At 52.1% G+C, this 26,958-nt stretch carries 23 protein-coding genes and 1 riboswitch; of the genes, 12 read left to right on the plus strand and 11 right to left on the minus strand.

What is annotated here, in order from left to right:
• Positions 1–56 precede the first annotated feature (56 nt).
• Entirely contained in the window at positions 57–680 is a 624-nt protein-coding gene (locus ACTJI9_RS02745) for a DUF1638 domain-containing protein (protein WP_440805836.1), read from the minus strand.
• Between the two features lie 68 nt (positions 681–748).
• On the opposite strand from ACTJI9_RS02745, the gene ACTJI9_RS02750 reads away from it, so the two are divergent.
• The gene (locus ACTJI9_RS02750; RefSeq protein WP_115052654.1) at positions 749–904 is read left to right on the plus strand and encodes an entericidin; all 156 of its coding nucleotides are present in this window, start codon (positions 749–751) and stop codon (positions 902–904) included.
• Between the two features lie 75 nt (positions 905–979).
• Here ACTJI9_RS02750 and ACTJI9_RS02755 read toward each other — a convergent pair whose 3' ends face one another.
• Positions 980–1,678, minus strand: coding sequence for a corrinoid protein (locus ACTJI9_RS02755; RefSeq protein WP_336439836.1), 699 nt, complete (start codon positions 1,676–1,678; stop codon positions 980–982).
• 245 nt (positions 1,679–1,923) lie between these two features.
• On the opposite strand from ACTJI9_RS02755, the gene ACTJI9_RS02760 reads away from it, so the two are divergent.
• Together ACTJI9_RS02760 and ACTJI9_RS02765 are read left to right on the plus strand one after the other, a co-directional pair.
• Positions 1,924–3,513 carry a trimethylamine methyltransferase family protein gene (locus ACTJI9_RS02760; RefSeq protein ID WP_440805839.1) on the plus strand — a complete coding sequence of 530 codons (1,590 nt, stop codon included), beginning with the start codon at positions 1,924–1,926 and terminating at the stop codon, positions 3,511–3,513.
• Between the two features lie 164 nt (positions 3,514–3,677).
• A complete protein-coding gene (locus tag ACTJI9_RS02765; RefSeq protein ID WP_440805842.1) occupies positions 3,678–4,277 on the plus strand; it encodes a hypothetical protein in 600 nt (199 codons plus the stop codon).
• 3 nt (positions 4,278–4,280) lie between these two features.
• Here ACTJI9_RS02765 and bmt read toward each other — a convergent pair whose 3' ends face one another.
• Positions 4,281–5,294, minus strand: a complete 1,014-nt coding sequence (gene bmt, locus ACTJI9_RS02770) for a betaine--homocysteine S-methyltransferase (RefSeq protein ID WP_115052658.1) — start codon at positions 5,292–5,294, stop codon at positions 4,281–4,283.
• Between the two features lie 90 nt (positions 5,295–5,384).
• Entirely contained in the window at positions 5,385–6,221 is an 837-nt protein-coding gene (locus ACTJI9_RS02775; protein WP_115052659.1) for a helix-turn-helix domain-containing protein, read from the minus strand.
• Positions 6,222–6,338: 117 nt separating this feature from the next.
• Here ACTJI9_RS02775 and ACTJI9_RS02780 point away from each other — a divergent pair, with 117 nt between their 5' ends.
• Both ACTJI9_RS02780 and ACTJI9_RS02785 read left to right on the plus strand, forming a co-directional pair.
• Entirely contained in the window at positions 6,339–7,364 is a 1,026-nt protein-coding gene (locus ACTJI9_RS02780; protein WP_115052660.1) for a fatty acid desaturase, read from the plus strand.
• A gap of 9 nt (positions 7,365–7,373) precedes the next feature.
• Positions 7,374–8,141, plus strand: coding sequence for a phosphate/phosphite/phosphonate ABC transporter substrate-binding protein (locus tag ACTJI9_RS02785; RefSeq protein ID WP_440805846.1), 768 nt, complete (start codon positions 7,374–7,376; stop codon positions 8,139–8,141).
• On the opposite strand, the gene ACTJI9_RS02790 is transcribed toward ACTJI9_RS02785, so the two are convergent.
• The 5 genes from ACTJI9_RS02790 to ACTJI9_RS02810 all read right to left on the minus strand — a co-directional run bounded on the left by ACTJI9_RS02790 (position 8,118) and on the right by ACTJI9_RS02810 (position 15,573).
• The gene (locus ACTJI9_RS02790) at positions 8,118–10,694 is read right to left on the minus strand and encodes a GcvT family protein (protein ID WP_440805849.1); all 2,577 of its coding nucleotides are present in this window, start codon (positions 10,692–10,694) and stop codon (positions 8,118–8,120) included. The two genes, ACTJI9_RS02785 and ACTJI9_RS02790, sit on opposite strands and share 24 nt — an antisense overlap.
• Positions 10,695–10,753: 59 nt before the next feature.
• Entirely contained in the window at positions 10,754–12,334 is a 1,581-nt protein-coding gene (locus tag ACTJI9_RS02795; protein WP_440805851.1) for a trimethylamine methyltransferase family protein, read from the minus strand.
• A gap of 159 nt (positions 12,335–12,493) precedes the next feature.
• Positions 12,494–13,549 carry a quaternary amine ABC transporter ATP-binding protein gene (locus ACTJI9_RS02800; RefSeq protein ID WP_370878870.1) on the minus strand — a complete coding sequence of 352 codons (1,056 nt, stop codon included), beginning with the start codon at positions 13,547–13,549 and terminating at the stop codon, positions 12,494–12,496.
• A gap of 7 nt (positions 13,550–13,556) precedes the next feature.
• Positions 13,557–14,444 (minus strand): ABC transporter permease, encoded by an 888-nt coding sequence (locus ACTJI9_RS02805; RefSeq protein WP_115052665.1) that lies wholly within the window; start codon positions 14,442–14,444, stop codon positions 13,557–13,559.
• Between the two features lie 124 nt (positions 14,445–14,568).
• Positions 14,569–15,573: an ABC transporter substrate-binding protein gene (locus ACTJI9_RS02810; RefSeq protein ID WP_115052666.1), complete on the minus strand. Its 1,005-nt coding sequence runs from the start codon at positions 15,571–15,573 to the stop codon at positions 14,569–14,571.
• Positions 15,574–16,145: 572 nt separating this feature from the next.
• Between ACTJI9_RS02810 and ACTJI9_RS02815 the strand changes: the two genes are divergently transcribed.
• A complete protein-coding gene (locus ACTJI9_RS02815) occupies positions 16,146–16,283 on the plus strand; it encodes a hypothetical protein (RefSeq protein ID WP_163025467.1) in 138 nt (45 codons plus the stop codon).
• Positions 16,284–16,594: 311 nt separating this feature from the next.
• On the opposite strand, the gene mmsB is transcribed toward ACTJI9_RS02815, so the two are convergent.
• Both mmsB and ACTJI9_RS02825 read right to left on the minus strand, forming a co-directional pair.
• Positions 16,595–17,485 carry a 3-hydroxyisobutyrate dehydrogenase gene (gene mmsB, locus ACTJI9_RS02820; protein ID WP_115052669.1) on the minus strand — a complete coding sequence of 297 codons (891 nt, stop codon included), beginning with the start codon at positions 17,483–17,485 and terminating at the stop codon, positions 16,595–16,597.
• Between the two features lie 27 nt (positions 17,486–17,512).
• Positions 17,513–18,679, minus strand: a complete 1,167-nt coding sequence (locus tag ACTJI9_RS02825; protein ID WP_115052670.1) for an isobutyryl-CoA dehydrogenase — start codon at positions 18,677–18,679, stop codon at positions 17,513–17,515.
• A 108-nt stretch (positions 18,680–18,787) separates the two neighbouring features.
• Here ACTJI9_RS02825 and ACTJI9_RS02830 point away from each other — a divergent pair, with 108 nt between their 5' ends.
• The 6 genes from ACTJI9_RS02830 to cobN all read left to right on the plus strand — a co-directional run bounded on the left by ACTJI9_RS02830 (position 18,788) and on the right by cobN (position 26,935).
• Positions 18,788–20,245, plus strand: a complete 1,458-nt coding sequence (locus ACTJI9_RS02830; protein ID WP_307285931.1) for a cobyric acid synthase — start codon at positions 18,788–18,790, stop codon at positions 20,243–20,245.
• Positions 20,246–20,305: 60 nt separating this feature from the next.
• Positions 20,306–20,538, plus strand: a riboswitch (cobalamin riboswitch).
• Positions 20,539–20,587: 49 nt separating this feature from the next.
• Positions 20,588–20,767, plus strand: a complete 180-nt coding sequence (locus tag ACTJI9_RS02835) for a CbtB domain-containing protein (RefSeq protein ID WP_115052672.1) — start codon at positions 20,588–20,590, stop codon at positions 20,765–20,767.
• Positions 20,768–20,891: 124 nt separating this feature from the next.
• Positions 20,892–21,611 (plus strand): CbtA family protein, encoded by a 720-nt coding sequence (locus ACTJI9_RS02840; RefSeq protein WP_440805857.1) that lies wholly within the window; start codon positions 20,892–20,894, stop codon positions 21,609–21,611.
• Positions 21,611–22,135, plus strand: coding sequence for a bifunctional adenosylcobinamide kinase/adenosylcobinamide-phosphate guanylyltransferase (gene cobU, locus ACTJI9_RS02845; protein WP_115052674.1), 525 nt, complete (start codon positions 21,611–21,613; stop codon positions 22,133–22,135). Before ACTJI9_RS02840 ends, cobU begins: the two co-directional genes overlap by 1 nt.
• A gap of 4 nt (positions 22,136–22,139) precedes the next feature.
• Entirely contained in the window at positions 22,140–23,192 is a 1,053-nt protein-coding gene (gene cobW / locus ACTJI9_RS02850) for a cobalamin biosynthesis protein CobW (protein WP_115052675.1), read from the plus strand.
• Between the two features lie 11 nt (positions 23,193–23,203).
• Entirely contained in the window at positions 23,204–26,935 is a 3,732-nt protein-coding gene (gene cobN / locus ACTJI9_RS02855; RefSeq protein ID WP_440805861.1) for a cobaltochelatase subunit CobN, read from the plus strand.
• Positions 26,936–26,958: the final 23 nt, after the last annotated feature.

Raw genomic sequence — 26,958 nt, forward strand, 5'->3', positions numbered from 1 at the left:
TGGAATCAAAAAACAAAGAGAAATTAAACTCGCTGACATTAGGGGAGGCAAGCCGTTCAGTGACCGGCTGCCGCCTTCAGTGCAGGTACCAGGTCGCCATAGCCAGTAAGCCGACGCTCGTAAGCCAATCCTAAGAACTCTGCGGCTTTTTCAGCTTTTACGCTCAGTTCCGGATTGTCTGTTTGTGCCATATAGACCATCTTCTTGTAGTTGCCGAAATAGATGTCCCGCAATTCCGGATGGCGATCCAATCCCAAGGGTTTGACCATGAAGGCGTCAAAATGGCGGGCAAGAAAATCTGTCATGAAAAATGATGTCATGTCATCATCCCATTGTGCGGCAAAGAGGTCGTTACCCGCATAGAATGAAAAGCAGTGAGGGCCAGCAATTCGTTCCACACCGTGCTTTTCGCATACCCGATCCAGCAAACCGCCCGTTCCGCAGTCAGCATAACCGATGAAGATGTTTGTTATACCTTCGGCCTTGGCTTTTTGAATAGCTTGATCAACAGATGGCGCTATTTTGTCAGGGTAGTGGTGATACTCCGCCGGCAGGCATATCAACTGTAAATGATCGAGGCCAAACTGTTCGCGAATGGCAAGCACTTCGCGTGCAATCATTCCGCAAGCAATGACCCGTACAGGCTCCGGTTGAATTGTGTGGTTTCGGCTAACATTCATGGAACCGATGTTGCTCCATCGCGTTATGCGAACGTTGGATTTAATTTATCAGAACGGGAGACATTTCCATGAAACTATCACACTTTGCTCCGATTGCAGCTATTCTTGCTGTAGTTACACTAGCGGGCTGCGCAAATACCATTCGGGGCGTGGGTGCCGATGCCGCAAATACTGTAAATGCAACTCAGAACGCAGGCCACCGCGTTGCAAATTCTGCTCAATAATTAAAGCGCCAATATGGCGCTTTCTCCCATTTTACTGAGAACGAGCGGCTGCATTATCATGCGGCCGTTTCGTAATTATGCGCCCGACATCTGATTATGTTTGCGCTTCATGTAGGATTTTGCAGTTTCAACGGCAACCGCCGCATCGCGGCAATAGGCATCCGCGCCGACTGCTTTGCCGAACTCTTCATTAAGCGGTGCGCCGCCGACGAGTACCACATAGTCGTCCCGAATGCCTTTTTCCTTCATCGTGTCGATGACGACCTTCATATACGGCATTGTCGTGGTCAAAAGCGCCGACATGCCAAGGATATCGGGTTTGTGCTCTTCAATGGCCGCCAGATAATTTTCAACGGGATTATTGATGCCCAGGTCAATCACATCAAACCCTGCGCCTTCCATCATCATGCCAACGAGATTCTTGCCAATGTCATGAATGTCACCCTTAACAGTGCCAATTACCAGCTTGCCCTGCTTGGGCGCGCCGGTTGCTGCAAGGAGAGGGCGGAGGATGAACATGCCTGCTTTCATCGCATTGGCTGACAGCAAAACTTCCGGCACGAAGAGGATACCATCGCGGAAATCTTCGCCGACGATACGCATTCCCTCCACTAGCGCTTCAGTCAGGACCCTATAGGGCACCCAACCGCGTTCAAGCAGAATGTTTGTGCCTTCTTCGATCTCTTCCTTGAGGCCGTCATACAGATCATCGTGCATTTGCTCGACGAGTTCTTCGTCTGAAAGCTCCGAAAGAATGATTTCATCGTCGGCCATTTCTATGCTTCCTTTCGCGCCTCATGCAGATGTGAACAAGGGTTCTGGCGTTTCTCTATCATATCGGGCAAGTTGCTGAAAACACATTGCTTAAATGCGACCTCGTAAATGACGAAAACGACTGTTGGTTGTCTCCGATGCGCCACTGGGTGCCGCACACGGAAACGCTCTTGCAGGCTATGCCGTTAGGATTTGGTCTGTTGAAGGAAAAGCCTGCGCTCACGAAGCGCTGAGGAGATAAGAAAATGAGTGAGGATACGTCAGTTGATGCTTCCGCTGAGGCGGAAACAGGCGGTGGTGTTCGCCGCGGTCGTGGCGCAGGAGCTGGAGCTGCCGCGCGCCGTGCCGCACGGTCCGGTGGCGGGCCTGGAAAATCACTGACTTATATTACCCGCAAGATAAATACCTATGAGGTACTGGACGAGGAAGGCTTGGCGATTATCGAAGCCAATGCCGACACAGTGCTGGAAGAGATCGGTATTGAGTTTCGCGATGACGCAGAGGCCCTCGCACTGTGGAAAGAGGCTGGCGCTGATGTCAAAGGCGAGCGGGTTCATTTTCCAAAAGGTTTGCCACGCTCACTTTTGAAAACAGCGCCTTCAGTTTATACGCAAAATGCGCGCAATCCGGAGCGGTCGGTCCAGATTGGTGGGAAAGCGACAGTTTTTGCCCCTGTATACGGTCCGCCTTTCGTTCGCGACCTCGATGGCAATCGTCGCTATGCGACCATTGCCGACTTTCAGAATTTCGTGAAGCTTGCCTATATGGCTCCCTCGATCCATCACTCGGGCGGTACAGTCTGTGAGCCAGTGGATGTGCCTGTAAACAAGCGCCATCTTGATATGATCTATGCTCATATCAAATATTCCGACAAACCATTTATGGGATCTGTCACTGCACCCGAGCGGGCTGAAGATACAATTTCCATGTGCAAACTTGTGTTTGGTGAAGATTATCTTGACCAGAACACAGTGCTGACCAGCCTTATCAACGCAAATTCACCGATGGTTTTCGATGAGACGATGTTGGGCGCATTGAAAGTATATGCACGCAACAATCAGGCCTGCATCGTCACGCCATTCATTCTTGCGGGCGCAATGAGCCCGGTTACCGTGGCTGGGACGCTGACGCAGGTTCTGGCCGAGGTTCTGGCGGGGGCGGCGTTTACTCAGTTGATTCGTCCAGGCGCTCCGGTCATTTTCGGTACTTTTGCTTCATCTATCTCCATGCAATCGGGAGCACCGACATTTGGCACTCCTGAGCCATCGCTTGTGTCATACGGCGCTGCGCAACTTGCACGCCGGCTCGGATTGCCGTTCCGCACGGGTGGTTCGCTTTGCGCATCAAAGGTTTCCGATGCTCAGGCGGCCTATGAAAGTGCAAACACTTTGAATTCGACGCTGCTGGCGGGTACAAACTTTGTGCTGCACGCCGCTGGTTGGCTCGAAGGCGGATTAGTATCCTCTTACGAGAAGTTTATGATGGATATTGACCAGCTCGGCATGGCCCAGAAAATCGCCGAAGGCGTCGATCTTTCCGAAAACGGCCAAGCTATGGATGCCATCAGGCAGGTTGGGCCCGGCAGCCACTATCTCGGCTGCGACCATACACAGGCCAATTTCCAAACAGCCTTTTATCGTTCGAACATTGCTGACAACAATTCCTATGAGCAATGGCTTGCTGAGGGTGAAAAGCGTGCCGACCAGCGCGCCAACGAACTTGCCCGCCGTTGGCTGGAGACTTACGAGGCGCCGTATCTTGATCCGGCAATCGATGAATCGCTCAAAGAGTTTATTGCCAAGAAAAAGGCATCGATGCCCGACGCATTCACCTGAAAGAAGCCCGAAGACGGCCGGGCTAAAGTGGCCGATTTTATCCATAAAGACGTCTGGGCCTCGGCAGTGAAGGGGTAGGTTGTCTGGCAATGACTGCTGACATGAAGTTGGATTGGATTGCTGCGGAACTAAGGCCTTTTGGCCTTGTTCCGCGCGGTAGTTTTATGTTTGATGCCAAGACACCGGCGCCGAGCCTTGGTGAACATACCGATTTCAAAAGTGCGGTAATGATCGGGCATTTCGGCTCGACCATATGGCCGCACTTCGGTCAATGGCGGCAGTTGCAGTCAAATATGGCTGATCCGCTGGATAGTTGGTCAAAGGAAATACTAAACAAAGTCGCCACGCGTGTGGGGGCCTTTGCCGTTTTCCCTTCCGACCAGCCGTATCAGCCATTCCAGGAGTGGGCAAAGCGCGCTGAAGGGCTTTCCGCTTCTCCGCTCGGGTTGCTGATTCATCCCCAATATGGACTGTGGCAGGCGTTTAGAGGTGCGTTACTGTTTGATAGCGCTCTCGAGCCTTCGCAACTGTCTCCAACCATTCATCCATGTGATGTCTGTTTGAATAAACCGTGTCTATCAGCCTGTCCTGTTCAAGCTTTTGACGGGATCGGCTTTGCGGTGGATCGCTGCCGGGACCACCTTTGGACTGAGGGTTTCGAATGCATGGATAGAGGATGCAAAGCGAGGCTGGCATGCCCCGTTGGACGGGAACACGTATATGTATCCGATCAGCAGCGCTTTCACATGGCCGCGTTTGCGTAGGCTCTAACCGCGCCGCCCACGACGCTCGCGTTTGGGGGTGTTGTCGGCATGGGCAGCGAGCTTGTTGCGCATCGGCCCTATGACTTCAACAATTTCTTCCACCGTTGGCCGTGGTCCATGTGTATGGCTATCGAGCGCTTTGCGCATGGCTGCCAGATGTTCGAATGACGTACCGCAGCACCCACCGATGATTTTCGCACCGCCGTTAATTGCCATATGGGCATAGTCGGACATGAGTTCAGGTGTGCCGGAATAATAAATCTCGGCGCCGCGAAATTCCGGAATGCCGCAATTTCCCTTGATTACAATAGTGGCTGACGGATCGGCCTCGCTCATATCGAGCAGGGATGCCAATATATCCGAGGCACCGACGCCGCAATTGGCGCCAACCGCGACTGGACGTTCTGCCAAACCGTCTACTACGCCATGAATTTCCTTGGGTGGCAGGCCCATCATAGTCTTGCCGGCCGTATCAAAGGAGCCCGTATAGACATAAGGAAGACCGACTTTGACTGCTGCCTCCGCTGCTGCGCGAATTTCACCGGGCGCAGACATTGTCTCGATCCAGGCAACATCGACGCCACCAGCCTTCAAGCCTTCCAATTGTTCTGTGAACGCAGCAACCGCATCTTCTTCGGTGAGAGCGCCAAGCGGAACCAGCAACTCACCTGTAGGGCCTACTGAGCCTGCAACAATAACTTTCCGATTTGCCTTGTCGGCAACGCCTCGAGCCAATTCGGCCGCTGCCTTATTCAACTCGAAAACGCGATCTTGAGCATGGTGCAGTTTAAGGCGGTGGCGCGTGCCGCCAAACGAGTTGGTCAAGATAATATCGGCACCCGCATCCACGAAGCCCTGGTGTAATGCGATTATTTTTTCAGGTTGCGCTTCGTTCCAAAGCTCCGGTGCTTCACCTGCTTCAAGACCTGCAGCAAAAAGATTGGTGCCGGTAGCGCCGTCAGCCAATAGCACACCCTTTTCAGCAATCAGTTCGGCAAGCGGGTTCGCACGGTTCATCGAAGTTGTCCTTTAATTGTATGATATGCTGATATAAAGAAATCTTTATATGTGGTCAATTCCCATATGCGACAAGGCCCGACGCTCTGGCTATTTTATTATCAGGGACGAAACATAGTCGGCGACTTCGTGTGCGTTGACCTTCGCTACGCGTATCAGACCGTCAAAGTGACGCTGCATCGTCAATACAGATTCTGTTGTGTTGAGGACGAGGTACATACCGCCAACGAACAGGGCGACTCTGTAAGGTCCAAAAACCGTGTAAGGTACGGAAAATTTCTCGCGCCCATCGAACAGATAGAGACGGAAGGAGGGGTAAAGTTCTTCCAGCAACGACGACATATGTCCAAGTTGCTCAGCGCGAACGTCCTTGGTCAATTCGCTCCAGATTCCGTTGCCGGACGCAAAATCATTCAAAGTTTGGAACGGCATGCAGACTTCCATGTCTGTACCGGGTTGGCGGTTATAATCGAGACGAAAGGCCGTTTCGATCATTTGCGCCGCCGGATCGCGATGAACCATGGATGTTTCATAGGCGATGACGGCAGGGGTACGCAGCAAATCCGGAATACGCGCTGGCACATAGCGAATCTTGCTACCGGTTGCTTCAGCATGCCAGCGGACCAGAAGAGTGCGCTCGAAATTATCCGGCCCTTCCTCAATCTCCATGCTTGGGCGTAGCTCGCCGGTAATCCCTTCATCTTGACTAAGGCCCAGCAGCCAATCCAGGGAAACCGAATGTCGCTCAGCAATATTGAGCAAGGTTTCAACCCTGGGGAGCCGCGTTGACTGGCCAGATAAGAGCTGTGACAGCGCAGAACGGTCAATTCCAACCGATTGAGCGAATGCCGATTGATTCTCGCCGCTACGATTGAGAAGGCTTTTTATCCGCGTTTGAAACAGGCGCGAAAGATCTCGCTTATCCATCTGGCCATCACTATTTGTTTATAATGTACAACAAATGCATTATTTGGTGCGCAAAATCAACACCTAGTCACAATTGTATCATTGCTGACAGTTCCTGACAGTGAGACCATGAAAAACATGGAATCAGAACGACATACCTCTCATTCATCCGCAAATCACAAACGGCACCGTATTGAATGGCCGACTATTGGTTTGATGGTGTTGTGTTACGGGCTTTGGATTTTTGCAGGGCTTTATCTTTATCCCTCAATGCCGATTTTGGCGCTTTTGCTGATGGCCCTAGCAGTCGCGTTTCATTCGTCACTGCAACATGAAGCCTTGCACGGTCATCCAACACGCAATGGGACAATTAACGAGCTGCTCGTCTCCGTACCACTTGGAATGTTCTACCCGTTCAGGCGCTATAAGCACCTGCATCTCAAACACCATGCTGATGAGCGCTTGACCGACCCTTATGATGACCCGGAAAGCTATTTTCGCGCGCTGGGTGATTGGAACAAACTGCCAAAGCCTTTGAAAATCTTGCTGAACTGGAACAATACGCTTGTCGGCCGGGTTATAATTGGCCCTGCATTAATGGTTGCCGGGTTCCTTATAAGCGAGTTCAAGCTCGTCTCTGGCGGGGAACGTAAGACACGCAATGCATGGGTTTTGCACTTGCTTGGTCTCATTCCCATGCTTGTTGTCGTCTGGGCTTTGTTTGATATTCCCCTCTGGATTTATACGCTCACCGCGGCTTATTGGGGATTATCAATCATCGCCATCCGTACCTATTGCGAACATCAATGGTCAGAGCGCCCTGATGGGCGGACGATAATTGTCGAGAAATCTCCATTGGCGCTGCTTTTTCTCAATAATAATCTGCATTTTGTTCATCATAAGCGCCCCACCGCACCTTGGTATGATCTGCCGCAAATCTATGATGAACAACGAGATGAATGGCAGCGGATGAATGGCGGCTACGTATTTCGTAACTATTTTGAAATTCTGCGCGCCTATGCATTCCGCAAGAAGCAAGAGGTTGTCCATCCCGTGCTAAGACGTGAGCCTGCGACAGCACGGGCTTTTCGTCCCCGGCGTCATGGCATCAGTATGCAGGGCGGTTCAACTTTACCTATTCCCGCAGAGCCACCGAAAGATTAAGTATAGCGCATGACTTTGGTGGCGGCTTTGCCGATGTATGATTGGCCGGAACGACGCGTGGAAGTGGATGCGCAATGGTCCCTCTTGCGTGACATTCTTCGCGCAGAAGGCTTTGATGCACCGGATCACCTGACAAGACGCAACGCCGACCTGCCTGCGGTTCCCGGGAGCATTAGAGATGCTGCAGGCAATATTATCGCCCCAGACCCGGCGACGTTGCCGCCAGATGAACTCGATCTTCCCACGCTTTGGCGTCATCCCGCTCTTTTATTGGCGCAGACCTGTTGGGGACCGATGGAGCTAGGGCTGCAACCACATGTCCGGCTTGTGGGACAGGACGACTACTCCGGCACAGAAGGCGGCAAGGAAGCGTTTTATTCCAGTCCGATTGTAATGAGGCGCGGTGAGGGTGTTGCCATAGCTGCTCCCCCCGACGGAAAGCCCCATCTGCCTTTGGATACAATCAGGCAAAAACGTCTCGCGTTTAACAGCCCCGATTCCATGTCTGGATATCTTTCTCTGAAGCGCGACCTTGAGGCTTTAGGCGAGACACTAGGTCTCTTCATTAGTCATTCCGAAACGGGTGGGCACCGGAAATCTATTAAGGCCGTAGCAACCGGTCGTGCGGACGTTGCTGCCATAGATTGCAAATCATGGGAGTTGGCCCAGCGCTATGACGAGGCGGCCAGTGCTCTTGTCGTTGTTGGTTGGACAGGCAGGCGCAAAGGCCTGCCTTTCATTTCATCGCGGGAATTACCCGCGCATCTTTTCACCTGATGGGTCGAATGGTGGCTCGATATTGATCCGGGCGGCTCTCCGGCGTCCAAGGATTTCCACTTCGAACAAGCCCTGGTCCTCATTTGCAGCAAGTTCTGCAGGCACATATCCCTGTGCCATGGAATGCCCTACATAGTGGGCATAGCCGCCGGATGTTACCCAGCCAACCACACGCCATTCGCCTTGTACGGCACCAATGTCTCCAGCATTGGCGACAACTTCACCTTCCTTATTGAAGCGCGGAGCACCGACGCCATGGCTGGCCTGAACGACACCGTAATCCTTGGAGACTTTTGCCCAAATGGGTTCATCGCCCATGACATCTGCTGCATCATCACTTGATGGTACATCAATGATAAGCGAGACACGGCGTAACTTCGTGCTGGTACCAGCATCGAAGTCTGCTTTTTCTCGCATTGCCATTTCCCTGCCAATGAAATCATTCTTGGAGAGCTTGACGAAGCGATCCATTGAACCCTCATAGGGACCGTAGATCGGCCGCAGTTCGCGATACCATGTCGGGAAATTCTTTTCGAGCCGCATGGAGAGCAGGGCGCGCATACCGAAATCGACAATATCATATTCAGCGCCAGCATCCTTGATCGCCTTGTAGACCAGCCTTTGATAGGCTGGTTCCATCCATATTTCGTAGCCAAGATCGCCCGTATAGGAAATGCGGTTTACCCTGCATGGCGCGCCCCCAACGGCCATCTCCCGATAATCCATAAAGCGAAACGCAGCATTGGACACATCTTCATCAACAAGTTTGGCGAGAACATCGCGTGCTTTCGGCCCTGCAATCGACAAGCCGACCAATGTTTGATCAAAACGATGAATAGTAACGGAACCGTCTTTTGGCTGCTGCTTTTGGAACCAGCGCATGTGATAACGCTGGGCCGCTGATGAACCCCATATAACAAAGCGCTCGTCATCTGCCTTTGCAATCGTAAAGTCGCCGATAAGCTTGCCTTCGTGATTGAGCATCGGTGTCAGGACAAGGCGTCCCTTTTTCGGCATTGTGTTGGTCATCAACCGGGAAAGAAAGGCTTCCGCTCCGATGCCTGTAACCTCGTACTTAGCGAAGTTGGCAATTTCGGTAACGCCTACACGCTCACGCGTTGCCCGCACCTCTTTGCCAATATGCTCGAAATCGTTGGAGCGGTGGTAGGAAACGATGTCCTTCGCTTCTGTGCCTTTGGGTGCAAACCAGAGCGGTGTTTCCAGCCCCCAGGAATCACCCATCACGGCATTTTGCGAGAGCATCGTTTCATAGAGCGGTGTGGTTTGTTGAGGCCGCGCGGCTGGTAGCTCTTCGTTGGGAAATCGTATGGAAAAACGGCGAGAATAATTCTCGCGAACCTTGGCGTTGGTATAGCGCAAGGTTGCCCATTCACCGAAGCGAGCGACATCCATACCCCAAACATCAAATCCGGGCTCGCCATGCACCATCCAGTTGGAGAGTGCCAGACCAACGCCACCGCCCTGACTGAAACCGGCCATGACAGCACATGCGGTCCAATAATTGGTCAGTCCAGGGACAGGCCCCACCAGGGGATTGCCGTCTGGTGCAAAAGTGAACGGCCCATTGATAATTTGTTTTATTCCAGCCTTTTCAATGCCTGGAAAATGCTTGAACCCGACTTCCAAGGAAGGGGCGATACGATCAATATCCGGCGCAAGCAGTTCGTGACCAAAATCCCAAGGCGTATTGACCGGGGACCATGGCTGCGCGGCCTTTTCATAGGTGCCAAGCAGAATGCCATTGCGTTCCTGCCGCGTATAGATTTCACCTTTGAAATCCATGACGCCAATGAGTTCGCGACCGGTACTCTGGTTGAATTCGATGACCTCCGGAACATCTTCGGTCAGGAGATACATATGTTCCATGGCGAGAACGGGCAGTTCCAGTCCGACCATACGCCCCACTTCACGGGCCCAAAGGCCGCCGCAATTAACGACATGTTCGGCTTTCACCGTTCCGTGCTCGGTAATCACATTCCATGTGCCATCAACCTCCTGCGTTAATTCGACGACGCGATTACGCAGCGATATTTCAGCTCCGAGTTTGCGTGCAGCCTTGGCATAGGCGTGTGTTGTTCCAGATGGATCAAGATGACCCTCGACCGGATCCCACATGGCGCCGACAAAGTTGCTTTCGTCCATTAACGGGAACATGGCTTTGGCTTCGGACGGTGTGATCAGTTCGGTATCCATGCCAAGGTAGCGTCCTCGTGCATGCGCTAGCCGCAAAAAGTCCATGCGTTCCGGGCTGTCGGCCATCATGACGCCGCCAGTTAAATGCAAGCCGCATGATTGACCGGAAAGCTCTTCAATTTCCTTGTAAAGGCTGACCGTATAAGCCTGCAGCTTGGCTACATTTGGATCGCCATTAAGTGTGTGAAAGCCGCCGGCAGCATGCCATGAGGAACCCGATGTTAACTCTGAGCGCTCGATCAGCAAGACATCAGTCCAGCCAGCACGAGCAAGATGGTAAAGGACTGAACATCCGACAACGCCGCCGCCGATGACAACTGCTTTAACGTGCGATTTCATGCAATTAAGCCTCTTGGGTATAAATATGATTCAAGATGTTGAGAAACTGAGTCGGCCAATTAGAAGTCGGTTGGAGCGCCGCCTTCAGACTTTCGTTTGGCCACGAAAGCATCGATTTCTTCTTCGATAGCCGGGTTGATCGTAGGTTTGACATAGGTTGCGAGCCGCTCTTTCCAGACCCGGTTTGCGCGCTCGATCGCTGTGGGGGATCCAGCTTCCTGCCAACTCTCGTAATTGCGCCAATCAGAGATGATTGGAGCATAGAAGGCTGTTTTGTAGCGCGATTGCGTGTGCGCCGTGCCAAAGAAATGTCCACCGGGTCCAACGTCGCGCATAGCTTCGACGCCAAGCGCATCTTCAGACAGATCAAGCGGGGTCAGAAATTCCGCCACCATTTGCAAGAGGTCGAAATCCAGGATCATTTTTTCGTAGGAGCAGCACAACCCGCCCTCGAGCCAGCCTGCTGAATGCAGCATGAAATTCGCGCCGCCTTGAATGGCTCCCCAAAGCGAAAAAACCGACTCATAGGCGGCCTGTGCATCGACCGTATTGGCCGCGCAAACATTGGAGGTGCGATAAGGAATGCCGTAGCGGCGGGCCAGTTGGCCGCCGACCATCTGCGCTTTCATGTATTCAGGTGTACCGAAGGCAGGGGCTCCGGATTTCATATCGACATTGGAGGTAAATCCTCCATAGCCGACAGGAGCGCCCTTCTTGACCATTTGAGTGAAAGAAATTCCCGCTAATGCTTCTGCATTTTGCTGCACCAATGCGCCGGCAATGGTAACCGGGGCCATTGCTCCGGCAAGTGTGAACGGTGTTACAATAACGATCTGACCGTTACCAGACATCTGGATGATGCCTTCCATCATCGGGATATCCAGTTTAAGCGGGGAGTTGGTATTGATAATCGTGTAGCAGGAGGCTTCCTCCTGTAGTTGTTCACGGCTGATGCCACGAGCGATCCGTGCAATCTCTATTCCGTCTTCATTGCGTTCCTTACCGAGCGAATAAATATGGAATGGTTTATCTGTGAGCGTCGCAAGATCGCGGATGCATTCCAGGTGTCGCACAGACGGATGGATATCAATGGGTTCGACCGGATAACCACCCGTCGCATTGATGATATTATGCATCTGCGCCAGTTTGAGGAAATTGCGGAAATCCGCTTGATTGCCCGAGCGCCTGCCATTGTCTGTATCAGAACAATTTGGTGCTGAACCCATTTGTGCAAAAATAAGGTTATTGCCGCCAAAACGGACATTATGCGCCGGATTGCGCGCGTGAAGTGTGAATTCGGATGGCGCATGTCCCACATATTCAAGGATCATATCCTTGTCGAAATGGACGCGTGCAGTGCCGGGGCGCACGTCAGCACCGGCCTGCTTCATGATTTCCCGGGCACCATCATGCAGAACGTCAACGCCAATCTCTTGCAAGACTCTCAGCGAAGCATTGTGTATCGATTCCAGTTCATCATCGGAGACCACTTTGGTCGGTGTCAGAGGAATTCTAAGCTGACGAGGGGGCGGCTGGTCGAAAGCGCCGCTTTCAATGCTGCGTGGGCGGGATCGGCCTCCGCGTCTACCATGATCTCGCGATGAACCAGTGTTTTCGATTTCAATCGCAGGTTCGCTCATAATGCATGCCCTCTATGACACCCTTGAAGGGCGATAGGATCACTATCGCCAGAGGTGAAAAAAGGATGCGTGGCGTGAGCGACCCCTTGGGCAAAGTAAACGACATTCGATGCTGATAAGGAGCGCTGTGCGTAACAGAGCGATCCTTATGTAAGCTTATTATTCGGCAGCAGCGGCGGTCAGATGACTGATCGGTGTAACCATTGCCTGAATAAGACTATTCATGCTCAGAACGCCCAACGACTTACCATTTTCGTCAACCACGGTAGCGTATTGTTGGTTTGCGTCGGTCATTGTTTTGGCGGCTTCTTCCAGGGTAGTGCCGCTGGCAACCGAGACATGGCCCGCATCTGCGGGACCGCCGGTAGTTGTCGCTATGGTGTCTACCATGATCACGCGTCCGCGATTAACTTCCTTGACGAAGCTGGAGATATATTCATCGGCAGGCTGAAGAACGATGTCCTGTCCTGTCCCTTGTTGAATAACCTCGCCATCTCTCAAAATGGCAATACGGTCACCCAGGCGAAGCGCTTCATCAAGATCATGCGTGATGAAAACGATGGTCTTCTTGATTTCCTTTTGGAGATCCAGAAGGACAGACTGCATGTCCATGCGGATCAGCGGATCAAGTGCTGAAAATGCTTCGTCCATAAGCAGGATTGGCGCATCGTTTGTCAGCGCACGTGCAAGCCCGACACGTTGCTGCATACCACCGGAAAGTTGGTTCGGGTAGTTGTCCTCAAAGCCTTTGAGGCCGACCCGTTCAATCCAACGGCGCGCCTGTTCTTCCTGTTTATCGCGGGAAATGCCTTGGATTTCCAAGCCGTAGACGGTGTTGTCAAGAACTGTGCGGTGGGGCAACAGTGCGAACTTCTGGAAAACCATCGCAGTCTTGTGCCGGCGAAATTGGCGCAAATCGCTTTCGTTCATCTGGCAGACGTCCGTACCATCGATGATAACTTCACCGGCAGTTGGATCAATCAGGCGGTTGATGTGGCGAATGAGAGTGGATTTGCCAGAGCCGGATAGACCCATAACGACCTGAATTCCACCCGCGGGCATATCGATATTGATATCGCGGAGGCCAAGCACGTGGTGATGCTTCTCGTTGAGCTCTGTTTTGGTCATGCCGTTTTTTACGGCCTCGACATATGCAGATCCGCGCGAGCCAAAAATCTTGTAAAGATTCTTGATCTTGATTCCCGCGCCTTGAATTGTTTGATCAGCCATGGACGACCTCCTGATGTTTTTGAAGACGCTTGCCATAGGCCTGACTAACGCGGTCGAAGATGATGGCAATGCCGACAATGGCAAGGCCGTTGAAAAGACCAAGGGAGAAGAACTGTCCATTGACAGAACGCAGCACCGGTTGCCCAAGTCCCTGCACGCCAATCATTGAAGCAATGACCACCATGGCGAGCGCCATCATGATCGTTTGATTAATGCCAGCCATGATGGTTGGAAGGGCGAGGGGGATCTGTACGTTTTTCAGGCGCTGCCAGCTCGATGAACCGAATGCATCGGCAGCTTCCAACACGTCCTTATCCACAAGCCGGATACCCAGATTAGTCAGGCGGATCATTGGCGGGATGGCGTAAATCACCACAGCGATAAGTCCGGGAACTTTGCCAATACCGAGCAGCATGACCACCGGTATCAGGTATACGAAGCTCGGCATTGTCTGCATCACGTCAAGTATTGGATTAACGATTCTCTGGAAACTGTCGGATCGCGCCATGATAATGCCGATAGGGATGCCAACGACGATGGATACGACTGTTCCAACAAAGATCATTGCGATGGTTTTCATCGCATCGCTCCACATATCGAAATAGCCGATCAGAAGCAGTGTAAGGATTGTTCCGGCCACGATCTTCCAGTTGCGGCTGGCAAGCCAGGCTATGCCTGCAATGAGCAGTACCATGATGGGCCAAGGCGTGCCTGTCATGAAACGTTCTGCTTGAATCAGAAAGTACTGCAGGGGCTCAAAGAATGATTCAATGATGTCGCCATATTCGCGCGTGAAAGCCTTAAAGCCCTCATCCATCGTTTTTTTCAAATTACGCAGCGTCTCATCATTCATGTTCGGGAATGAGTAGAACCAATCCATGCGTTGGTACCCCTTCTAAAGTCAAAAAAAGCCTGGCTTTTTCATACGACCTTGCTGGCTGAATGCTGAGGCATCCAACCTGATTAAGATTGCTTGCGGCGGAGCTTGCTCCGCCGCAATTCAACTATTTAACTGCAGCCTTGATTTTCTCGGCAGCTTCAGGGGAAACCCACTTCGTCCAGGTTGCCTCGTTGTTCTGCAGGTAATATTTAGCACCGTCTTCGCCAGTGGCTTGATTGTCGACCATCCACGCGAGAAGCTTGTTTGTTTCTTCGGTCGAAATCTGACGCTTTTTCAGGTACTCAAAGGCTGGTCCAGCACGTTCAGAGAATTTTTTGGTGACGATCGTGTAAATGTCAGCAATCGGCCAACCATTTGGTTTTGGATCCGGGCAATCTGCGATGGAATTGCAGCGGTTCCATTCCTTTTCATCCCATGGAACGCCATTGTCCAACTTTACCATCGGATATTTGCCGAGAATGGCTGTCGGACCCCAGTAGTAGCCAAGCCAAGGCTCTTTGCGTTCGTAAGCTTTCGCTATCGAGCCATCAAGACCGGCTGCTGAGCCTGTGTCGACAAGTGTGAAACCATTCTTGTCGCCCTCATAAGCCTTATAAAAGTTAGCGGTCGTGATCTGGCATGCCCAGCCTGATGGGCAATTATAGACGGCTCCCTTTTTAGGGTCTTCAGGCGAGGGGAACAATTCCGGATGCTTCATCGCGTCGGCAATGGTCTTGATATCCGGATGAGCATCAGCAAAATATTTGGGTACCCACCAGCTTTCAGTGCCGCCTTCAGTGATGGCCGGCGCTGCATAGACCAGCTTGTTCTCTTTGACAGCTTTTTCAAGCGGCTCGCGAACAGCATTCAACCAGCCTTCCGGTGCGATATCAGGCTGCCCTTTCTCGATCATGGAGGTAAAGGTCGGCACAGTGTCGCCTGCAACAAGCTCTGCATCGCAGCCATAACCTTCGGTCAAGATTATCTTGTCGAGGTTGGCCAAGGCTTCAGCTGACTGCCAGTTCATGTTTGCGATTGTAACCGTACCGCAATCTTCGGCTGCTGAAGCTGATCCGGCATAACCGAATAATCCAGCTGCCAATATAGTTGAAGCAAGTAGCTTCTTCATGTTCTTAGTCTCCCACTCTTTTTGACAGTTCACCCGAATGCGAATTTACCCGGTACTGCCATTACCAGTCATTCGCTTATGTGCCATTTGGCATCGTTATCCCGACAGAATGCAATGCTTTGATTGAATAAATGCGGTGTATCGCGACAAGGCCTATCGATAAAACGACGCCGGAAAAATGAATGAGGTGCCAAAACAACAATGCTCATAATGGCATCGTAACAAACCAATAGATGAAAGATCAACGCTTTCAGTGATTTTCTTTCAAAAGTTGATGTCGGTACGTGCCGATATCATCCCGTTACGGTTTTTTAGCTGCAACGACATGGCGCGCTAAATGCAGACACTGTGGGCAGTTCTCGACTTTCCTGTTAGCGCCATGCGCCGTCCGGAGGTTTTTCTGTTGAAAACGCCCGCAGGGAAGCGCAGTTAACGCGAACTTTCATGGGTGCCATGCATTTTTGACGTGGCTACTAACGTAAATGCGACAAGGTATGACGAATTACCGTGATCAAACTTTAAGCAATAAGCGCATTTGGAGTGCAACAACAGTTTCTCTTCGAGGTGCAGAAATGCTTTACATTTTCAATCGGAATAACGGCGTCCACATAGCGTGGAATGCAACTGAAAAGCGCGATACACCGCGCACCAATGCCAAGAGCGGCGTTGTGTCAGCTCTGTCATTCATCTGGACACGTTCGGCAGGCTAATTGTCATTGGCTTGCATGAAGCCGTTGCCTCGCCAGGTGACGGCTTTTTGTCATTCGAATTAGACTTTGGTGCGAATAACAAAAAACCGCTCTGCTCATTACAAAGCAGCGCGGTTTTTGCCAAAATAGATGTGGTATCTGTCGATTGATAAATTCGGCAGGAGATCCAACCCCGGTACGCAATACCTGATCCGGAGCGGTGAGCAGGGTCTTGATCTACTCACCCCTAAAGTTTTAACCGGACATCCTTACCGCGAGGTTATCGAGAACTTAATTAAACCTAAATTTTGCGAATTTCCGCATATATGAGGTCAATCTTTGCGCTGAGTTGTGCGAAGATGATTGATGATGGCTGAAAAGTCCGAGCCTTCATTTCCCGCGGCACCAAATTCCGCATAGATGGCTTCAGCATGCGAGCCAAGTGGTGTCGCAGCGCCTACACTTTTCGCAGCGTCCTGTGCAAGCTTCAAATCCTTTAGCATCAACGCAGCGGCAAATCCCGGTTTGTAATCATTATTGGCGGGGGATGTGGCAACCGGTCCTGGAACGGGACAGTAGGTCGTTAGCGACCAGCATTGACCGGAGGAGGTGGAGGCGACATCGAAAAGCGCCTGATGGGAAAGTCCTAGCTTTTCCGCCAATGTGAAAGCCTCGCTAACGCCGATCATGGAAATGCCGAGGATCATATTGTTACAGATTTTTGCCGCTTGACCGTTCCCGGCATCACCGCAATGGACAATTTTTGCGCCCATGTGTTTCAAGACTGACTCGGCTTTGGAAAATGCTTCGGCACTACCTCCAACCATAAAAGTCAAAGTGCCAGCCGCCGCGCCGCCGATACCGCCGGAAACAGGCGCGTCAACGGAAAGCAGCCCATTCTTGTGGGCGATCTCATGTGCTTTGCGCGCAGAATCGACGTCAATCGTCGATGAATCGATAAACAGCGCATTCTGTTTTGCTGCTTTTGTCACGGATTCGTAGACTGAGAGAACGTGTTTCCCGGCTGGCAGCATGGTGATGACCACATCTGCATCAGCAACAGCGAACTCTGCGCTTGAGGCTACTGTCACGCCGTTGGCCGTGGCAACAGCCAAATTGTCTGGCAAAAGATCAAAACCGAGAACTGTATGTCCAGCTTTGACCAGATTGGCGGCCATGGGGTTGCCCATATGTCCTAGGCCGATAAAGGCGATTATTGTCATCGCAGCACTCTCCCTGAATATCTTGTTTTAGTTTTTGATCATATGCCGCGCGATGATCACCCGCATAATCTCATTGGTGCCTTCCAATATCTGATGGACGCGCAGGTCACGAACGATTTTTTCAACGCCGTAATCATGCAAATAGCCGTAGCCACCATGGATTTGAAGCGCGTCATTGGCGATATCAAAGCCTTTATCGGTTACAAAACGCTTTGCCATGGCTGACCACTTGGACGCGTCATGGGCCTTCGCATCGAGTTTTGAGGCAGCTGTGTAGAGCAGCATTCGCGCGGCTGAAAGATCCGTCTCCATGTCGGCAAGCTTGAACTGCAATGCCTGAAACTGATTGATGGCCTTACCGAATGCTTTGCGCTCGGAAGCATAAGCAACCGCTTTGTCGAGTGCCGATTGAGCTCCACCCAAGGAGCATGCCGCGATATTCAGACGGCCACCATCAAGCCCTCCCATGGCTATTTTAAATCCATCACCCTCAGCACCAAGCCGATTTGCTACAGGAACCCGGCAATTATCGAATAAAACTGTGCGGGTGGACTGGGCGTTCCAACCCATCTTGAATTCATTTGCGCCAAATGACAGGCCCGGAGCATCCTTGGGAATGATCAGTGCGGAAATGCCCTTTGGTCCGGATTCGCCGGTGCGCACCATGGTGACATAAATATCGCTATCGCCTGCGCCGGATATGAATTGTTTAGCACCATTTAAAACGTAATGATCGCCATCCAGAACAGCTGTAGTTTTCAACGCCGCCGCATCGGAACCGGAGTTCGGTTCCGTCAGGCAATAGCTGCCCAGCCACTCCATAGACGTCAACTTGGGCACAAATTCTTGTCGTTGAGCTTGTGTTCCGAACAGGTCGATCATCCATGTCGACATATTGTGAATTGATATAAATGCTGAAAAGGCAGGGCAGGCCATTGAAAGAGCTTCAAATATCAGCACGGCATCAAGCCGTTTCAAACCCGATCCGCCAACATCCTCGCGCACATAAATGCCACCCATGCCCAGCGGACCTGTCTCGCGAATGACATCGGCGGGAAAATGCTTGTCGCGGTCCCAAGCGAGTGCCTTCGGTGCTACCCGATCAGCCGCAAAAGCGCGTGCCATATCCTGAATTGCCAGTTGATCATCATTGAGTTCAAATTGACCGGCCGCCGCATCAACGACTGCATCCATTATAGTTCCTCCCGAATATTGCTACCGGTCACTCTATCGGATGCGCGTAAGCGCGCAACGGCTTGCATGGGACTAGGAAGAGAAAGACATATCCGCTACTCAAAGCCCATGACACACGCAATCATGTTGCAAGGAACTGGCTCTGACGTTGGCAAATCCGTTTTGGTGGCGGGATTGTGCCGTCTGGCGCGCAATCGCGGTTTGAGGGTTTTTCCATTCAAGCCGCAAAACATGTCGAACAATGCTGCTGTTAGCGATGATGGTGGTGAGATTGGCCGGGCGCAATGGTTGCAAGCGCTGGCTTGTGGCGTGCCCTCGTCGGTTCACATGAATCCGGTATTGCTGAAGCCTCAGTCAGAAACGGGCAGCCAAATCATTGTCCAGGGTAAAGTTTGGGGACAGGCGAAGGGCAAGGATTATCAGCAATACAAGGCGGGATTGCTGAATGCGGTTATGGAGTCGTGGGATATCGTTCGTGCCGATGCGGACATAGTCATCGTTGAAGGAGCTGGATCGCCCGCAGAAATCAATCTGCGATCAGGGGACATCGCCAATATGGGCTTTGCCGTCAAAGCCAATGTGCCTGTGGTTCTGGTTGGCGATATTGATCGAGGCGGGGTGATAGCGTCGATTGTCGGCACGCACGCAATTCTTTCGCCTGAAGATCGGGATATGATTTCCGGTTATCTGATCAACAAGTTTCGTGGCGACATTTCGCTTTTCGATGACGGTTTGAAATCTATCACACAATTTACGGGCTGGCCGTCCTTCGGGGTTGTCCCTTGGTTGAAAGATGCCTCCCGTCTTCCGGCGGAAGACTCGGTTGTATTGGAACGGCTGGTCAAAGGTGATGGGCGGGCGTTGAAAATTGCCGTTCCAGTGCTTGATCGCATTGCCAATTTTGATGATTTCGATCCGCTAATAGCTGAACCGCAAGTCGAGGTCGTCATGATCAAAAGTGGCGAGCGAATCCCTGCAGATGCAGGTTTGGTCATTATTCCGGGCTCCAAATCCACCATTGGTGACCTTCAACGGTTCCGTGAAAATGGCTGGGACCACGATCTTGATCAGCACAGACGCAGAGGTGGTCATATTATCGGCATTTGTGGCGGCTTCCAGATGCTGGGTAAAACAGTATCTGATCCCCAAGGGATTGAAGGAAATATCAGGGAAATTAGAGGTCTTGGTTATCTCGATATCGATACAGTTATGGAGCCGGAGAAGACCGTGCGCAATGTCCAAGCCCGTTCATTGCAGTTTGACATACCGTTGAAGGGCTATGAGATTCACCTTGGTCGAACGACTGGCCCCGATTGCATCCGGCCAGCCGTGAATATTGATGGCATAGCGGATGGTGCAATATCCGCTGACGGCAAAGTATTCGGTACCTATATGCACGGGCTTTTCAACGCGGACGCATTCCGGGCAGCACTTTTAAAGTCCATGGGAATATCTGCTGGCGTTCTCGATTATCACGCTGGTGTAGATGCGGCGCTCGACTCCATTGCAGCGCAATTGGAGTCAGTTCTGGATATCGAGGCATTGTTTGCGCTTAAACGTGTCTGACGGCGTCGGCAGCGATCAAGGTGTCGCAGATTCGTTTGACTTTTAGAGCGCTTGGTGAATAACGTTCAGCAGATGATTGGTTCCCGCATTGGCCAAAGGCCAGGGATCAAAAGGGAATGCGACGGTCGTACCCATTAGGGCGATCCCACCGCAGCCGACCCCGCGACTGTAGAGCGGTTAGGATATATGCCATGCTGAACGCGAAAGCGGACGGCAGTCACTGGGAAACCGGGAAGGCGGCATTTATCTTGCGACCCGCGAGCCAGGAGACCTGCCAATCACAGGGTAATAGTGCCCAAAACCGAGGGGGATTTTCCCTTCTGGCCCTGCACGGAGGTTGTTATGGCTACTGTTCGTACTTCTAATACGATTTCTCTCCCACTCGCATCGCGTCTGACGACGGCTGTTGTGTCATTGCTTCTCGGCGTGTTTATTATTTATGGCGTCGGTCTTTCACATTCTGAAACGCTGCATGACACAGCACACGACACCCGCCATTCATATGGATTTCCTTGCCATTGAGTCTTTGATAGCTGAAATGTTGATTCAGCTATCGACCCTTAAGCATTGAAATAATGATGGTTGTTTGGTCCGGGACCTTTGCAGGTGCCCGGCGTCTCGCTTTTGGAATTGGGGAGTGGACTCCATGTTGGTCAAATATTTGCTGGCTACAATCATAGCCGGTCTGTTTGCCGGAATAATTCTAACACCGGCCATGTATGTAAAAAATGTACCGCTGATATTGCATGCGGAAGAATATGAAAGTGCGGGCGGCGGCGGTCATTCTCACGATACGCCTGCCTCTGCGAGCGAATCTGCGGCGGTTACTCCGCACGAACATGCGGAAGAGGCGGGTCCCGAACTGCCATTTGGTCGTCTCGGTAATACGTTGTTGATCAATCTGGTGGCTGGAGCAGGCTTTGCGTTGATCACTGGTGCTGCGGCGCTTTTCCTCGGTCGTCGCATTACCCTTCAGAACGGAATCTATTGGGGGCTTGCAGGGTTTTTCATCTTCAATTTTGCACCGGCGTTCAGCCTTGCCCCTGAATTGCCTGCTATGCCTGCAGCGGATCTGGCCATGCGGCAGACCTGGTGGCTGATAACTGTCATTCTGACGGCGGGCGGCGTCTATCTGATCGTACTGCGTGAGCAGACTTGGGCTAAGCTTCTTGGTGTTGTATTGATTGTCGCTCCCCATATTTATGGTGCACCGGAAGCAGAAGATCTGACATCAGCGGTGCCTCCGACACTTGCCTCAGAGTTTGCCGTCTCAGCACTGGCAACCAATCTCTTCTTCTGGGTTGTACTTGGTACTGCACTGGGCTGGGCAATTCAGAATTATGCTTCATCGGAGCTTGAGCAGTAATGCAACCGCTGGAACGCGAAATTACCTTTATTCTTGGAGGCGCGCGTTCCGGCAAATCGTCCTTTGCCGAAGGTCTGATCGAATCATCCGGGTGGGATGCTATTTATCTTGCCACCGGCAGAGCGTGGGATGATGAAATGTCCGAGCGAATTGGGCATCATAGAGCGCGGCGCGGATCCCGATGGATTACAGTTGAAGAACCAATTGATCTGGCTGGAAAACTGGAAAGTCTTGCTGGTGTCGAAAAGGCAATCCTGGTCGATTGCCTTACACTGTGGCTGACCAATTTAATGATGGCCGAACGTGATATCGACGCCGAAATTGCACGTCTGATAAACACACTGAGCCATCTCGCGGGTGCCATTGTTCTGGTTTCCAATGAGGTTGGTCTTGGAATAGTACCGGAAAATCGCATGGCACGTGAATTTCGTGATCACGCAGGCCGATTGCATCAAGCCGTGGCTGCCGCTGCGGCAAAAGTCTATTTCGTGGCAGCAGGGCTGCCGCTCAAAATGAAGGGATAACAAAATGCAGGGTCACAAGATTCCGGCAACGGTCATCACTGGCTTTCTCGGTTCGGGCAAGACTACCATGATCCGAAATCTGCTCGAAAATGCCAATGGCAAGCGCATCGCGCTGATCATCAACGAATTTGGTGATCTTGGCGTTGACGGGAATTTGCTCAAAGGCTGCGGTATCGAAGCGTGCCGCGACGAAGATATGATCGAACTTAACAATGGCTGCATTTGCTGCACCGTGGCTGATGATTTCATTCCCACCATGACCAAGCTTCTGGATCGACCTGATCGCTTTGATCATATTGTCATTGAAACGTCCGGTCTTGCTCTTCCACAGCCGCTGGTTGCAGCTTTTAACTGGCCCGAAATCAAGACACAGGTAACCGTTGATGGCGTTGTTACCGTTATTGATGCTGCCGCCGTGTCGGAGGGCCGTTTTGCAGATGATCACGATAAGGTTGACGCTCAGCGCGAGCAGGACGAGTCACTTGATCACGATAGCCCGCTGGAAGAGCTGTTCGAGGATCAAATTCGCGCCGCCGATCTTATTGTTCTGAACAAGACCGATCTTATTGACGAAGCTCAACTTGCCGGGGTCAAGAGTGACGTGCAGAGCCGCTCATCGCGTTCACTTAACATGGTTTCGGCTAGCTTTGGCAAGCTTAGCAATCAACTCCTACTTGGACTTGGTATTGGCACCGAAGAGGATATTGCGAACCGCAAGTCCCATCACGAGATGGAACATGAGGCAGGAGAAGAGCATGATCACGATGAATTTGAAAGCTTTGTCGTTGGGCTTGGGCCGGTTGCAGAGCCCAAATCATTTGTTGAGAAGTTGAAGCATGTGATCGTCGATCATGATGTCCTGCGGCTCAAAGGTTTCGTTGATGTACCCGGCAAGCCTATGCGCCTGGTCATTCAAGCCGTCGGATCACGCATCGAGCATTATTTTGATCGTAGCTGGAATCCGGGCGAAGAACGCCAGACAAGACTCGTTGTTATTGGCCTGCACGATATTGATTCAGCAGCCATTACATCAGCTGTTAATGCTGCTGCAGCCTGATCGGAAATTGAATGCATCTTCTGCTGGCCCAAAAAGGAACGATTGCTGAAGGCACCGAGGCAATTGATCTCGGCCAGACGCCGGGAGATGTGCTGTTTCTTTCTGCTGCCGATACAGAACTTGCGAGCCTTGGTATGGCCCAACGGCAAGCTGGCAATGGCTTGTCGTTACGCTTGGCAAATATGATGGCGCTTGCGCATCCCATGTCCGTCGATGCCTATATCGAGCGGACAGCCCAATATTCCAAACTTATCGTTGTCAGGATTATCGGCGGCGAAAGCTATTGGCCTTACGGGTTGGAAGCGCTCCACGCCTGCGCTGTAAATCATAAGGTTCATTTGGCGGTTCTGCCGGGTGATGACAAGCCCGACCCGGGTCTGGACCGGTTTTCGACGGTTACGCGTCAGGATCGCGACGCTCTTTGGCATTACTTGCTGGAAGGTGGAGCGCAGAATGCGCATCGCTTTCTTGATTATTGCGCGGCAATGATCAATGGCGGAGACAAGCCGCAAGAGGCTGCACCATTGTTAAAGGCGGGCCTTTGGTGGCCGGGGAGCTCGGCTCCATCGCTAACCGAATTGCGCAAACACTGGGTGGCGGATGCTCCAATTGTTGCTATCTGCTTTTACAGGGCACTGGTGCAAAGCGGACAAATGCAACCCGTGGAAGCACTGGTTAGTGCGCTGAAGGCAAAGGGCCTTAACCCCTTGCCGGTTTTCGTTTCCAGCCTGAAAGATCCAATCTCAGTTGCAACACTGACAGGTATTTTTAATGAAGCCGCGCCAGCAGTGGTCCTGAATGCAACTGGATTTGCGGTTTCGGTGCCCGGCGCGTCGCGTAAGCCCACCGTGCTTGAGCATGACGATGCTATGGTGCTGCAAGTCATCTTCTCAGGCTCAAGTGTCGATCAATGGCGCAATTCTGATCAGGGCCTTTCAGCGCGCGATCTGGCGATGAATGTTGCACTGCCCGAGATAGATGGCCGGGTTTTATCGCGCGCGGTGTCGTTCAAATCCGCACGTCATTACGATGAGGCGGTTCAGGCAAATATTGTTACGCATGAGCCTTTGGCCGATCGGGTTGAGTTCGTTGCAGCATTGGCTGCTGGCTGGGCTCGTCTTCGCGCCACAAAGCCTGCCAAGCGTTTGACGGCATTGATCATGGCGAACTATCCAAATCGCGATGGCCGCCTTGGCAATGGCGTCGGCTTGGATACGCCAGCTGCAACGCGGCATATACTCGATAAAATGCGCGAGCAGGGCTATCCGGTCGCCGATATTCCTGCCGATGGCGATGCTCTGATTAATCATTTGATGGCGGGACCAACCAATTCCGCGAATGATGGGCGCGAGGTGCGCGAAACGATTTCTCTGCGAGAATACAAGGACTTCTTCGATACTCTTCCTCAATCGATTCAGGCTGCAGTAGTCGAGCGTTGGGGCAAACCAGAAGCCGACCCGTATTTCATTGCAGGCGATAGCCTATTTGCGCTGCCTTTGACGAGATACGGCGAAACTCTTGTCGGCATTCAGCCGGCTCGTGGTTATAATATTGACCCGAAAGAGACTTACCATTCGCCTGATCTCGTGCCGCCGCATGGTTATATCGCATTCTATGCCTATCTGCGGAGCGTGTATGGTGCCCATGCCATTGTACATGTTGGCAAGCATGGTAATCTGGAGTGGCTGCCGGGCAAATCCCTCGCGCTATCCGAAGAATGCTATCCAGAGGCGGTTTTAGGCCCTGTTCCCCATATCTATCCTTTTATCGTCAATGACCCAGGTGAGGGTACGCAGGCTAAACGCCGTTCATCGGCAGTTATTATCGATCATCTGACGCCGCCACTGACCCGTGCTGAAAGCTATGGGCCGTTAAAGGATCTCGAGGCGCTTGTTGACGAATATTACGAAGCCTCGGGCGTTGATCCGCGTCGTCTTGTGCGTCTAAAGGGACAAATTCTCGATCTCGTGCGCGATATTGGCCTCGACACGGATGCCGGCATTCATGACCATGATCCAGATGATCTCGCTCTGCAAAAACTTGATGCCTATCTCTGTGATCTCAAGGAAATGCAGATTCGCGATGGATTGCATATTTTCGGGCAATCCCCCAAAGGCAGCCTGTTAACCGATTTGGTTGTGGCTTTGGCGCGTGTACCCCGCGGTTCGGGGCATGGATCTGATCAAAGTCTGCAACGTGCGATTGCTTTGGATCTCAAACTCGATGGCTTTGACCCGCTTGATTGTGACATGGCCGCGCCATGGGAAGGTTTGCGCCCGCGAGGCCTGAGAACTCTTTCCGATGCGTCTTGGCGTATCGCCGGAGACACGGTCGAGCGCATTGAAATCCTCGCGGCCAAGCTGGTGGCGGGTGAAATTGAATGCCCCGAAGATTGGGTTACGACTACGGCGGTGCTGGAAGGTATCCGCGACAATCTGCATCCGGCTGTTTCAGCATGTGGCGACGCAGAAATTAATGCACTTTTGACGGCACTTGACGGACGTTTTGTAGCACCGGGACCTTCGGGAGCACCAACACGCGGACGGCCGGACGTTTTGCCAACAGGCCGCAACTTTTTTTCCATTGATACGCGCGCTGTGCCGACACCCGCCGCATGGGAATTGGGACAAAAATCTGCCGAGCTTTTGATCCGCCGATATACGCAAGATCATGGCGAATGGCCGACATCATTTGGTCTAACCGCTTGGGGCACGTCGAATATGCGCACCGGCGGAGATGATATTGCGCAGGCACTGGCGCTGATTGGAGTCAAACCCGTATGGGACATGGCATCCCGCCGGGTTACTGGATATGAAATCATTCCGATTGCTTTGCTGGGGCGTCCGCGCGTGGATATAACCTTGCGTATTTCCGGCTTTTTCCGGGATGCTTTCCCTGATCAAATTGCATTATTTGATACTGCCGTTCGTGCGGTGGGAGCATTGGACGAAGACGAGCAGGACAATCCTATTGCTGCGCGCATGCATAGTGAACAGGCGCGGTTGATTGCCGAAGGTGCCGACGAAAAGCTTGCCAAACAACGCGCGGGATTCCGTGTTTTTGGCTCAAAGCCGGGTGCCTATGGCGCGGGGCTGCAAGCGCTTATGGATGAGAATGATTGGGCGAAGCGCGATGATTTGGCCGAAGCGTGGCTGGTCTGGGGCGGCTACGCCTATGGTGCAGGCGAAGAGGGCAAGCCAGAGCGTGGCCTTCTCGAAGAACGATTGCGGACGGTAAATGCCGTTGTTCAAAATCAGGACAATCGGGAACATGATTTGCTTGATTCAGACGAGTATTACCAGTTTGAAGGTGGTATGTCGGCTGCGGTGGAGCTTGTGTCGGGCGAGCGGACCACGATCTACCACAATGATCATTCGCGCCCTGAAAAACCAGTCATCCGTACACTGGAAGAAGAGATTGCACGCACTGTGCGTGGGCGCGTGACAAACCCCAAATGGATTGCGGGTGTCATGCGTCACGGCTACAAGGGCGCTTTTGAAATGGCTGCCACAGTTGATTACCTGTTTGCTTTTGCCGCTACGACAGGGGCTGTGGGCGATCACCATTTTGAGGCAGTCTATCAGGCATTTCTGGTGGATGACGATGTGAGGGCTTTTCTTGCTGAAAAAAACCCCCATGCGCTGCGTGATATGGCCGAGAAACTGGAAGCTGCCGTGGATCGTGGTTTCTGGTCGCCACGTTCCAATTCGGCACGATTTGAACTGAGTAAGCTTGCTGCTTGAGATTATGATTCGGAAGGACACGC

Source organism: Phyllobacterium sp. 22552, assembly GCF_052044585.1.
In the GTDB taxonomy this organism is placed as follows: domain Bacteria; phylum Pseudomonadota; class Alphaproteobacteria; order Rhizobiales; family Rhizobiaceae; genus Phyllobacterium; species Phyllobacterium ifriqiyense.

Coding starts and splice junctions, on each gene's coding strand:
- ACTJI9_RS02745 (WP_440805836.1), bottom strand. CDS start 680: ATGAATGTTAGCCGAAACCACACAATTCAACCGGAGCCTGTACGGGTC.
- ACTJI9_RS02750 (WP_115052654.1), top strand. CDS start 749: ATGAAACTATCACACTTTGCTCCGATTGCAGCTATTCTTGCTGTAGTT.
- ACTJI9_RS02755 (WP_336439836.1), bottom strand. CDS start 1,678: ATGGCCGACGATGAAATCATTCTTTCGGAGCTTTCAGACGAAGAACTC.
- ACTJI9_RS02760 (WP_440805839.1), top strand. CDS start 1,924: ATGAGTGAGGATACGTCAGTTGATGCTTCCGCTGAGGCGGAAACAGGC.
- ACTJI9_RS02765 (WP_440805842.1), top strand. CDS start 3,678: ATGTTTGATGCCAAGACACCGGCGCCGAGCCTTGGTGAACATACCGAT.
- bmt (WP_115052658.1), bottom strand. CDS start 5,294: ATGAACCGTGCGAACCCGCTTGCCGAACTGATTGCTGAAAAGGGTGTG.
- ACTJI9_RS02775 (WP_115052659.1), bottom strand. CDS start 6,221: ATGGATAAGCGAGATCTTTCGCGCCTGTTTCAAACGCGGATAAAAAGC.
- ACTJI9_RS02780 (WP_115052660.1), top strand. CDS start 6,339: ATGGAATCAGAACGACATACCTCTCATTCATCCGCAAATCACAAACGG.
- ACTJI9_RS02785 (WP_440805846.1), top strand. CDS start 7,374: ATGACTTTGGTGGCGGCTTTGCCGATGTATGATTGGCCGGAACGACGC.
- ACTJI9_RS02790 (WP_440805849.1), bottom strand. CDS start 10,694: ATGAAATCGCACGTTAAAGCAGTTGTCATCGGCGGCGGCGTTGTCGGA.
- ACTJI9_RS02795 (WP_440805851.1), bottom strand. CDS start 12,334: ATGAGCGAACCTGCGATTGAAATCGAAAACACTGGTTCATCGCGAGAT.
- ACTJI9_RS02805 (WP_115052665.1), bottom strand. CDS start 14,444: ATGGATTGGTTCTACTCATTCCCGAACATGAATGATGAGACGCTGCGT.
- ACTJI9_RS02810 (WP_115052666.1), bottom strand. CDS start 15,573: ATGAAGAAGCTACTTGCTTCAACTATATTGGCAGCTGGATTATTCGGT.
- ACTJI9_RS02815 (WP_163025467.1), top strand. CDS start 16,146: ATGCTTTACATTTTCAATCGGAATAACGGCGTCCACATAGCGTGGAAT.
- mmsB (WP_115052669.1), bottom strand. CDS start 17,485: ATGACAATAATCGCCTTTATCGGCCTAGGACATATGGGCAACCCCATG.
- ACTJI9_RS02825 (WP_115052670.1), bottom strand. CDS start 18,679: ATGGATGCAGTCGTTGATGCGGCGGCCGGTCAATTTGAACTCAATGAT.
- ACTJI9_RS02830 (WP_307285931.1), top strand. CDS start 18,788: ATGACACACGCAATCATGTTGCAAGGAACTGGCTCTGACGTTGGCAAA.
- ACTJI9_RS02835 (WP_115052672.1), top strand. CDS start 20,588: ATGGCTACTGTTCGTACTTCTAATACGATTTCTCTCCCACTCGCATCG.
- ACTJI9_RS02840 (WP_440805857.1), top strand. CDS start 20,892: ATGTTGGTCAAATATTTGCTGGCTACAATCATAGCCGGTCTGTTTGCC.
- cobU (WP_115052674.1), top strand. CDS start 21,611: ATGCAACCGCTGGAACGCGAAATTACCTTTATTCTTGGAGGCGCGCGT.
- cobW (WP_115052675.1), top strand. CDS start 22,140: ATGCAGGGTCACAAGATTCCGGCAACGGTCATCACTGGCTTTCTCGGT.
- cobN (WP_440805861.1), top strand. CDS start 23,204: ATGCATCTTCTGCTGGCCCAAAAAGGAACGATTGCTGAAGGCACCGAG.